This is a genomic window from Protofrankia sp. Cj3 (genome assembly GCF_917627355.1).
Classification (GTDB): Bacteria; Actinomycetota; Actinomycetes; order Frankiales; family Frankiaceae; genus Protofrankia.
This window is the reverse complement of record NZ_CAKJTR010000123.1, coordinates 6,853-16,886: the sequence shown is the minus strand read 5'-3', so window position 1 is coordinate 16,886 and position 10,034 is coordinate 6,853. Positions and strand designations below refer to the sequence as shown.

7 protein-coding genes are annotated in these 10,034 nt (G+C 68.4%); 1 reads left to right on the top strand and 6 read right to left on the bottom strand.

Annotation, left to right across the window (positions count from 1 at the left end; genetic code table 11):
• The 4 genes from MJ783_RS16155 to metH all read right to left on the bottom strand — a co-directional run.
• Nucleotides 1-1,112: PAS domain-containing protein (locus MJ783_RS16155; RefSeq protein WP_239311272.1), on the bottom strand; the 1,112-nt coding region annotated here is incomplete at its 3' end.
• 132 nt (nt 1,113-1,244) lie between these two features.
• Complete coding sequence (locus MJ783_RS16150; RefSeq protein ID WP_239311271.1) at nt 1,245-2,213, bottom strand: DUF5995 family protein; 969 nt, start codon at nt 2,211-2,213, stop codon at nt 1,245-1,247.
• A 42-nt stretch (nt 2,214-2,255) separates the two neighbouring features.
• Nucleotides 2,256-2,969 (bottom strand): HAD family phosphatase, encoded by a 714-nt coding sequence (locus tag MJ783_RS16145; protein ID WP_239311270.1) that lies wholly within the window; start codon nt 2,967-2,969, stop codon nt 2,256-2,258.
• A 32-nt stretch (nt 2,970-3,001) separates the two neighbouring features.
• Nucleotides 3,002-6,568, bottom strand: coding sequence for a methionine synthase (metH, locus tag MJ783_RS16140; RefSeq protein ID WP_239404972.1), 3,567 nt, complete (start codon nt 6,566-6,568; stop codon nt 3,002-3,004).
• A 206-nt stretch (nt 6,569-6,774) separates the two neighbouring features.
• Between metH and MJ783_RS16135 the strand changes: the two genes are divergently transcribed.
• Nucleotides 6,775-7,617 (top strand): PAC2 family protein, encoded by an 843-nt coding sequence (locus MJ783_RS16135; protein ID WP_239311268.1) that lies wholly within the window; start codon nt 6,775-6,777, stop codon nt 7,615-7,617.
• On the opposite strand, the gene MJ783_RS16130 is transcribed toward MJ783_RS16135, so the two are convergent.
• Both MJ783_RS16130 and mshC read right to left on the bottom strand, forming a co-directional pair.
• Nucleotides 7,618-8,484 carry a hypothetical protein gene (locus tag MJ783_RS16130; RefSeq protein WP_239311267.1) on the bottom strand — a complete coding sequence of 289 codons (867 nt, stop codon included), beginning with the start codon at nt 8,482-8,484 and terminating at the stop codon, nt 7,618-7,620.
• Nucleotides 8,484-9,740 (bottom strand): cysteine--1-D-myo-inosityl 2-amino-2-deoxy-alpha-D-glucopyranoside ligase, encoded by a 1,257-nt coding sequence (gene mshC, locus MJ783_RS16125; RefSeq protein ID WP_239311266.1) that lies wholly within the window; start codon nt 9,738-9,740, stop codon nt 8,484-8,486. The genes MJ783_RS16130 and mshC overlap by 1 nt, the downstream gene beginning before the upstream one ends.
• Between the last annotated feature and the right edge of the window lie 294 nt (nt 9,741-10,034).

Here is a 10,034-nt window from a genome sequence, read left to right as displayed (position 1 = left end):
GGGCCAAGCAGTGATGTCGGGGCAGCTGGCAATGAGCCGAGGGATCGCGCGCCCGCTGGCCGGCCGAGGGATACCCGGGCGGTCATCCTGGCTTCGCCGTCCGCGGCCTCCTCGGTTTCGAGGAGATCGCACAGCGTGACATCCAGGGTCGACGTGACCAGTTCGCCGGCCTTGACGAGCAGGGCCGGCAGATCGAGACCGGACAGCGCGTGCTGACCCAGCAGAGCCAGACCCGCCTGGTGGCGCTCAGCCCTGCGCAGGTCGCTGACGTCCGAGAAGATGACTGCCAGCGCGATCTTCTCCTGATAGGAGAACGGGATCACTGACAGCCGCAGTGACCGGCCTGTTCCAGCACCGTGGATCAGGTCGAAGTCACCGAGTTGAGGCATGCTGGTTTGCAGCGCGACCGCAACCATCCCCCAGTCGCCCCCCAGCGTCTGCCCCTTGTTGTCGCTCGGCCGCAGGAGGTCAACGAGCTGCTGGAGCGGGTCGCCGCAATCCTGCGGGACACCAAGAAGCTGGTTGACCACCAGGGAGCTGCGCGCTATCCGCAGGGTATGATCATAGATGATCACCCCTACCGGCACCCCGTCGAGCCGGAGATTCTGGGAGACCAGCTCCAGCATGGCATTGTGCTCACCGATCGCCACCGAGCCGGCTCGAGCGCCGGTGGTGTCTATGATCGTCCCGACGTTGCCGATCACTTCGCCGTCGGGGCCGCGCTGAACGCTGGCCCGTATCTGCACCCACCGGTAGCTTCCGTCCCGGGTGCGGTACCGGGTCTCATGATGGCAGTGATCGGCTCCGCCCTCGACCACCGCCATGAACAGCGCGATGGTGTGCTCCACTTCGTCTGGATGGACGTACTCCAGGAAACCGGTGCCGAGGCTGGCCTCGATCTCGAACCCGGTCAGCGTCGTCCAGGCCTGATTGAGGTAGGTCCAGCGGCCCTGCGCGTCGGTCCGGAACACAACCTCACTCAAGCTGTCCAACAGCGGAGGAGCCGTGGCCTGTTCGGTGGTGTGGCCCTGACCGATCGCGGCTCCGCCACGGTCACCTATGTCACCCGCCTCCGCGGAGTGATTCGATCCGGACTGATTTAAGACAGACACTGCGCAACACCGTCCCCCATGTCATACGGACCTCTACACGGATTCTCCGACATCCGCGCAACTGCGTGTCCCACCCCCGTGCACCAGGTGTCGCAACCAGCCAGGCAGCGCAATCAGCCCAGAGCGACGGGGTCAGCCGTGATGGACGGCGCAGTAGGAATCGCGGCTGGTGCTGCTGGTCAGGGGCGGATGGTACGCGTAGGTCGCCTTGACGGTGGCGGCTGTCGTCGCCGCCGTGGCCTCGATCTGATTGGCCACGGTTGCCCAGTCCTGCGGAGTCTGCGCTCTGACGAGCCGCTCGGCGTTCGTCCACGCGGACTCTCGCCATGTCTCCAGAATCTGCATGAGCGCCGTCCAGCTGATCCCGAGCGGAGTGGACAGATCGTTGGTCGACGGGTCGAACCGGGCCGCCAGTTCGTCCAGCAGCGGTTCCACGACCTGGTTGAGGAAGACGTTGACCTTGTCATGATCTGGTTTGCGGCTCGCGCCATCCGGCGTGACCAGGCCCAGCGCGGCCAGTACATATGGCAGATCGCGGTTGACATGGGCGTTCATGCCAAGAAGAAGGTCACCGGCACCGGACACCGCGGAGGTGTCCGCGGCATCGAAGGCGATCTGCCACGCGCGTGGCACCTGTGCGATGTCGCCGCGGGCCCAGGCGTCGTAGGCGTCGAAGTACTCCCCCGCGAACATTGTGTCCTCGGTGGTCACATAGGCGACGTCGGCGAAGAATCCGGGCTGGGCCGCGGCTCGCCGGTATTCCTCGGTCGTACGCAGATAGGCGAGCGAGAAGACGGCGCTGTGGGCGCATCCAGCGGCCAGCGGCGTGAATCGATTAATCATATTGCTTATTGTGGTGTCGACGCAGCTGAGGCTGCCATCCGCGCAGGCAGTCGGGTGCGGCGATGTGTAGGGGATCGGAAGCGCTGGCAGCAGTGCCGGCGTGTTGACAAGAATCGGTGCGGAACCGCTTATGTCCACCGGCCCCACCGTCAAGGCCGCGGCGGGCCGGGCGGCTGGCAGTATGGTCGCGACCAGGGCGAGCGGGAGCAGCCCGATCGTGAATATCGCGAGGGCGAGCGCGCGGAAACCGGTCGCCATATCCGTTAAGCGAGGTAGGGACAGCATAGATCAAGTATAGGGTTATTTGTCCATAAAAAGTCGTGATTTTCCAGCTGGCGGCGCGACCAGCCCGCCGAGCAGGCCCACGGTGACTTCGTGCAGACTCGACAGCACGGTCGACCGGGCGGTGACCACTGACGGCGCGGCCATCGGGAACGACGGGACGAGAACGGTCGCGCAGCCCGCGTCGATGCCGGCACGGGCGCCGGCCTCGCTGTCCTCGAGGACCACACAGCGGTGTGGTGCCACGCCCAGCAGCCCGGCCGCCGTCAGGTACGGCTCGGGATGCGGCTTGCGCAGGTTCACCTCGTCCCCGGCGACCGTCACCGCGAACCGGTCCAGGCCGATCACGGCGAGGACGGGATCCATCAGCACGCGGAACGACGACGACACCAGCGCGGTCGGGATCCCCGCGCCAGCCAGCGTGTCCAGCAGCGCGATGGAACCCGGCATCGGGACGATCCGGTCGGGCTCACCAAGCAGCTCGGCGGTCCGCTCGATCAGGAAGCGGGCGGCCGCGTGCGGGTCGGCGTCGGGCACTCCGAGCATCGACAGCATCAGCGGCAGGGCGGTGTCGACGCCGTGCCCGATCATCGCGGCCTTGATCTCGGGGGTGAACCGGGCGCCGAGGCGTTCCGCCAGCTCGTGCTCGGCCACCGTCCACAGTGGCTCGGTGTCGACCAGCAGGCCGTCCATGTCGAACAGGACGGCCGCAACACCATCGTCAACGTTCATCTGACCTGAATATCAGGTCGTGTCAGGCCGTGTCAGGCCGCGAAGTACTTTGCCTCGGGATGGTGCGCGATGATCGCGGAGGTGGACTGTTCCGGCACGAGCTGGAACTCCTCGGACAGCGCCACGCCGACCCGTCCCGGCCGCAGCAGCTCGAACACCCCGGCCTGCTGCTCCAGGTCGGGGCAGGCCGGGTAGCCGAAGGAGTAGCGGGACCCGCGGTAGCCCTGCCGGAAGACGGCGGCCAGCTCGCCCGCGTCGGCGGCACCGGTGGGTGTGCCATCCGGCAGCAGCAGCTCGGCCCGGACCCGCTTGTGCCAGTACTCGGTCAGCGCCTCGGTGAGCTGGACCGAGAGCCCGTGCAGCTCCAGGTACTCGCGGTAGGAGTTGGCGGCGAACAGCTCGGCCGCGACCTCACTGATCCGTCTCCCCATCGTCACAATCATGAACGGGACGACGTCCACCTCGCCGGACTCCTCCGGCCGGTAGAAGTCAGCCAGGCACAACCGGCGGTCCCGACGCTGGCGAGGGAAGGCGAAACGGGCCCGCTCCGTACCGTCGCCGGACAGGACGATCAGGTCCTCACCCTTGCTGACGCACGGGAAATAGCCGTACACGACGGCGGCCTCCAGCATCCGCTCGGAGGCGATGCGGTCCAGCCACATCCGCAGCCGAGGACGTCCCTCGGTCTCCACCAGCTCCTCGTAGGACGCTCCTTCGCCGCCACGGGTGCCGCGCAGCCCCCACTGGCCGAGGAAGGTCGCCCGCTCGTCCAGGAAGGAGGCGTAGTCGGCCAGCGGGATGCCCCTGACGATCCGGTCCCCCCAGAACGGCGGCACCGGTATGGGGTTGTCGGTGGCCACGTCCGAGCGGGGCGGCAGCTCGGCCACGGGCTCTCCCCCGCGGGCCGCGGCCCGCGTGGCCTTGATCCGTTCGGTGCGCTCCCGGCGGGCGCGGCGGTGCGCCAGGTGCGGGTCGTCCGCGAGTGGCGGCGCCTCGCCCCGTTTGGCCGCCATGATCGTGTCCATGAGGGCCAGTCCCTCGAAGGCGTCCCGGGCGTAACGGACGTCGCCCTCGTACAGCTGGGCCAGGTCCGCCTCGACGTAGGCACGGGTGAGCGCGGCACCACCGAGCAGCACCGGCCAGGTGGCCGCCACCCCGCGGGCGTTCATCTCCGCGAGGTTCTCCTTCATGACCACGGTTGACTTCACCAACAGCCCGGACATGCCGATGGCGTCGGCGGCGTGCTCCGCCGCCGCGTCCAGGATCGCGCTGATCGGCTGTTTGATCCCGAGATTGATCACGGTGTAACCGTTGTTCGACAGGATGATGTCCACCAGGTTCTTGCCGATGTCGTGGACGTCGCCCTTGACCGTGGCCAGTACCAGCGTGCCCTTGCCGCGGCTGTCGGTCTTCTCCATGTGCGGCTCGAGGTGGGCGACCGCGGCCTTCATGACCTCCGCGGACTGCAGGACGAACGGCAGCTGCATCTGGCCGGAGCCGAACAGGTCGCCGACGACCTTCATGCCGTCGAGCAGGGTGTCATTGATGATCGCCAATGGGTCGCGCGACCGCATCGCCTCGTCGAGATCGGCTTCCAGGCCGGTCCGCTCACCATCGATGATCCGCTGCTTGAGCCGCTCGTCCAGCGGCAGGGCGGCCAGTTCCTCGGCCCGGCTCGGCCCGTCTCCGCCGCTGTCGACACCGGCGAACAGGTCCAGAAAGCTGGTCAGCGGGTTGTAGCCGTCCCGACGCCGGTCGTAGACCAGATCGAGCGCGACCGCACGCTGCTCATCCGGGATGCGTGACATCGGCAGGATCTTTGAGGCGTGCACGATCGCCGCGTCCAGCCCGGCGTCGACGCACTCGGCCAGGAACACCGAGTTGAGCACCACCCGGGCGGCCGGCTTCAGACCGAAGGAGATGTTGGACAGCCCGAGGATGGTTTGCACGTCGGGGTGGCGCCGTTTGATCTCGCGGATCGCGTCGATGGTGGCGACTCCGTCACCGCGTGACTCCTCCTGCCCAGTGCCGAGGGTGAAGGTCAACGCGTCGATGAGGATGTCGGACTCGCGCATCCCCCACTGCCCGGTCAGGTAGGTGATCAGACGTTCGGCCACCCGCACCTTCCACTCGACCGTGCGGGCCTGGCCCTCCTCGTCGATACACAGCGCCACAACGGCCGCGCCGTGTTCGCGAATGATCGGCATGACGGTGGCGATGCGGGACCCTGGCCCCGCGCCGTCCTCGAAGTTGACCGAGTTCACCACCGAGCGCCCGCCGAGGCATTCCAGCCCCGCCTCGATAACCGCGGGCTCGGTGGAGTCGAGCATCACCGGCAGTGTGGATGCGGTGGCGTAGCGGCCGGCGACCTCCCGCATGTCGATGCTGCCGTCCCTGCCGACGTAGTCGACACAGACGTCGATCATGTGTGCGCCCTCGCGGATGGCGGTGCGGGCGATCTCGATGATGTCGTCCCATCGGCCGTCGATCAACGCCTCGCGGAAGGCCCTGGAACCGTTGGTGTTGGTGCGTTCGCCCACCATCAGCACCGAGGTGTCCTGGCGCAGCGGCACAGCCTGGTACAGCGATGCCGCGGCGGCTTCAGGGGCTGGCCGCCGTGGGGCCACGCCCCGGCCGGAGAGCCGCTCGACGACCTGGCGCAGGTGTTCGGGCGTGGTCCCGCAGCAGCCGCCGACCAGCACGGCGCCGTAGTCACGGGTGAAGGTGTCCAGCGCGTCCGCGAGCTCGGCCGGGGTCAGCGGGTAGGTGGCGCCGTCGCGGCCGAGCACCGGCAGACCGGCGTTCGGCATGACCGAGAGCCCGGCCCGGGCGTGCTGGGCCAGGTGACGCAGGTGTTCGCTCATCTCGGCCGGCCCGGTCGCGCAGTTCAGACCGATCAGGTCGATGCCGAGCGGCTCAAGCGCCGTGAGCGCGGCGGCGATCTCTGAACCGAGCAGCATCGTCCCGGTCAGTTCCACGGTGACCTGCGCGATGAGGGCGACCTGCCGGCCGGCGGCGGCCATCGCGCGGCGCGCCCCGATGATCGCCGCTTTTGCCTGCAGGAGGTCCTGCGCGGTCTCCACCAGGACGGCGTCGACGCCCCCCGCGAGTAACCCGGCGACCTGCCGCTGATAGGCGTCCCGCAGCGGTGGGAACGTGATGTGTCCCAGCGTGGGCAGCTTCGTCCCAGGGCCCACCGAGCCGAGGACGAACCGGGGATGGCCGGCCGTGCTCCAGAAGTCGGCGGCTTCACGGGCGATCCGGGCGCCGGTCTCGGCCAGTTCCCCGATACGGTCAGCGATGCCGTACTCTCCGAGATTGGCGAGGTTAGCTCCGAACGTGTTCGTCTCGACTGCGTCACACCCGACAGCGAAGTAGGCGTCGTGTACTGCCCGCACCACATCTGGACGGGTCACGTTCAGAATCTCGTTACAGCCCTCGTGGTTCTCGAAATCGTCGAGGCTGAGATCAGCGGCCTGCAGCATCGTTCCCATGGCGCCGTCAGCTACCAGCACACGCTCAGCCAAGGCGGACAGCAGGTCTTCTCGCACCAGGAAAGCGTACCGGTAGTGCCCGTGCCGATCGCGCTGGTGACTCATGGCCATCATCGGGTTTGTCCGGATTACCAGCCATGTGGCCGGCGCGGTCGCGGCCTGTCGCCCGGCGGGGCGAGGCGGGCCGGGCCGGGCAGCGGGTATTGCTGGGACAGCGGGTCGCAAGGAACCACCGGCACGTACCAACGTAGGACGTACCGTTGCACTGTCACGGGGGCAGTGGGCCGCCGCGGGGCGGCAGGAGGTGGCAGGTGATCGAGTTCTCCGGTGTCGGGCAGCTAAGGTCGCCGATCGTAGTGGCTGCCTTCGAGGGGTGGAACGATGCCGCGGACGCGTCGTCCGCGGCTGTCGAACATCTGGAATCGGCATTCGACGCGACGGTGATCGGTGCCATTGATCCGGATGACTACTATGACTTCCAGGTCAACCGTCCCACGGTGAGTGGGATCGACGGCGCGTCGCGCAAGATCTCCTGGCCGACGACACGCCTGTCGGTCGCCCGTCTCGACCGTGGTGACAACGATCTGGTCCTGATCCGTGGTCTCGAGCCGAACATGCGCTGGCGGGGTTTCACCGAGGAGCTGATCGAGGCGGTCCACGCGCTCGGCAGCGAGATGGTGATCAGTCTCGGCGCGTTGCTCGCGGATTCTCCGCACACCCGCCCGGTGCCGATCAGCGGCACCGCCGGGGACCCGGCCACCGCTGCCCGTCTCCGGCTGGAGCCGTCGAAGTACGAAGGCGCCACGGGCATCGTCGGGGTGTTCGCGGAGGCATGTGCCCGCGCCGAGCTCGCGTCGGTGTCCTTCTGGGCCGCTGTCCCCCATTACGTGGCGAACCCGCCGTGCCCGAAGGCGACGCTGGCCCTGCTACGGCGGGTCGAGGACCTGCTGGACATGGAGATCCCTCTGGGTGACCTGGCCGAGCGGGCCCGGGCGTGGGAACGCCAGGTGGATGAGCTCGCCGCGGGCGACAGCGAGGTTGCCGAATACGTCCGCGCGCTGGAGTCGAGGGAGCCCGAGACCGAGCTGCCGGAAGCCAGCGGGGACGCGATCGCCCGTGAGTTCGAACGGTACCTGCGGCGGCGGGGCCAGTGACTACTCCTCGACGATCTCAGCATCGATGATGTCGTCTTCGCCGCGGTACGCCGGCCGGGTGCTACTCGCTGTAGTCGATGCCCGGATGAAGAAGCTGGCTCCGGCACCGCCCCCGGCCGCCTCCGGTGCCGAGCCGCCGGCCGGATGCTTATGCGCCACGGGTTCATGGGCGCTATGACTGTACGTCACGCCTTGGTCCGCGCTGTGCACCTCCGTCGGCATATATGCTCCGGGTTGCTCGGACGGCTGCGCGGGCCCGGTAGCGGCCGTCGTCCCGGCGCGAGCCAGGTCCATGACCGCACGGTCGATCTCACCGGAGCCCATCAGGCTCCGCACGCGCAGCAGCGCGCCGAGCACCTCGCCCTGCTGGTGCCGTAGCCCCTCGAGGATTCCCGACACCCGCTCGATCTGCGTCTCGATCTCCTCGCAGCGTTGCCGGGCACGCTGGCGTGACTCCTCGACCGCGTCGAGGAGCAGTTTGTCCGCTTGCTCACGAGCCTTGCGTACGATCGGGTGGTTGGCGGCGGCGTCCTCGACCGCCTCCTCCAGCGCCTGCTCCGCGATGCTGCGGGCGCCTGTGACGATCTCGTCTGCTTCCTGCTGGGCGATGGTCAGCATGAGACCGATCCGCCCGCCTGCCTGCGCGGCGAAGCGGTCAGGCAGGCGCGTCTCGTCCTCGCGGCGGCGGCGGTCAGCCTGCAGCGCCGCCTCGGCCGCAGCCGCCCGCCGCGTCACCTGGCTGGCATACCGCCACAGCGTGGCCAGGTACTCCTCAACCTGACGTGGATCATAACCCCGCGCCACCTCATCGAACCTCGGCCGTTCGGCGTCGGTGCCGGTGTCGGCCCGGCGGTAGTCGGCACCCATCAAACTGAACTTCCTCCAGCCATGATCGGCTCAACGTCCACCCCGAGTAACGAGTCGATGATTGCATGCGCCAGAGCGGGGGCCTGCGGGTCATCGCCTCCCGTGCTGAGCGCGGCGCCCGCCCAGCGGTCGACAGCGGCGACGGCGGACGGCGCGTCGAGGTCATCGGCCAGGTGCCGGCGCACGTCGTCGAGCAGCGGCCGGGTATCCGGGCCACGCTCGTGACCGATCGCGGCTTGCCAGCGAACCAGCCGCTCGCGGGCGAGGCCCAGGAGCGAGGGAGCCCACTCCCACTCGGCCGTGTGCCGGTGGCCGAGGAGCGCGATCCGGATCACCGCCGGTGGCACGCCACGGACCAGCAGCCGGGACACGAACTCCAGGTTCCCTCTCGACTTCGACATCTTGTGACCGTCAAGGTGGACCATGGCGGTGTGCACATGGGTACGCGCGAACGGCCGGACACCGCTGGCCACCTCCGCGTGGGCAACGCCGCATTCGTGGTGCGGAAACATCAGGTCCGTACCACCGCCCTGGATGTCGATCCGCTCCCCCAGATGGGCCAGGGCGATCGCGGCGCACTCGATGTGCCAGCCCGGCCTGCCCGGCCCGAACGGCGACGGCCATGCCGGCTCACCAGGGCGCTCCGCCCGCCACAGCAGGGGGTCGAGCGGATTCCGCTTGCCGGGGCGGCCGGGATCGCCACCATTGCCGGCCGCCCGGTCGACCATCATGTCGTGGCTCAGATGGGAGATCTCGCCGAAATGGGGAGCCGCCCCGATCGGGAAATAGATGTCCCGGTCCACCTCGTAGGTGGCGTCACGGCCGCGCAGTTTCTCGATGAGTTCGATGACCAGCGGAATCGACTCGACCGCTCCCACATATGCCGTTGGTGGCAGGATGCGCAGCGCGGCCATGTCCGTCCGGAACAGGTCGATCTGGCTTCGGGCGATCTCCCGCCAGTCCTGGTTGTCCCGCCTGGCGCGTTCGAACAGCGGGTCGTCGACGTCGGTGACGTTCTGGACATAGCGAACGTCGTGGCCGGCGTCCAGGAGGACCCGCGCAAGGAGATCGTAGGTAAGGTAGGTGAACGCGTGCCCGAGATGCGTCGCGTCGTACGGGGTGATCCCACAGACGTACATACGGGCTGTCGGCCCGGCCGCGAGCGGGCGCACCGATCCGGTGGCCGTGTCGAAAACCCGGAGCGGGAATCCTCGGCCGGGAAGCCGAGAGCGTGCGGGGGCCGGCCAGGATTGCATGCGTGTCAGCGTAGCTGGGTCCGTGTCAGACGGGCCCAATTGCCATAAGAGCGACCGGCAAGAAGAACGTGGATCAAGAGCGGGGCTGGGGCGCGTGGATCGCGAGGCGCCGCCTGGACAGTCCTCTTGCCGGAGCCGCTCAGAACGGCGGCCAGGGGATAGGCGGCCAGTCGCCGGACGGGACCGGAAAGCGGCGTTCGGTCAGCAGCCGCTCGATCCGAGCGCGCAGGCTCTCGATCTCCGTTTGCGTGAGCAGGCCGACGAGCGCCGTCGCGAGCCGGCCAGGCGGCTCTG

Coding starts and splice junctions, on each gene's coding strand:
- metH (WP_239404972.1), bottom strand. CDS start 6,568: ATGAGTCACCAGCGCGATCGGCACGGGCACTACCGGTACGCTTTCCTG.
- mshC (WP_239311266.1), bottom strand. CDS start 9,740: ATGCAATCCTGGCCGGCCCCCGCACGCTCTCGGCTTCCCGGCCGAGGA.
- MJ783_RS16145 (WP_239311270.1), bottom strand. CDS start 2,969: ATGAACGTTGACGATGGTGTTGCGGCCGTCCTGTTCGACATGGACGGC.
- MJ783_RS16150 (WP_239311271.1), bottom strand. CDS start 2,213: ATGGCGACCGGTTTCCGCGCGCTCGCCCTCGCGATATTCACGATCGGG.
- MJ783_RS16130 (WP_239311267.1), bottom strand. CDS start 8,484: ATGGGTGCCGACTACCGCCGGGCCGACACCGGCACCGACGCCGAACGG.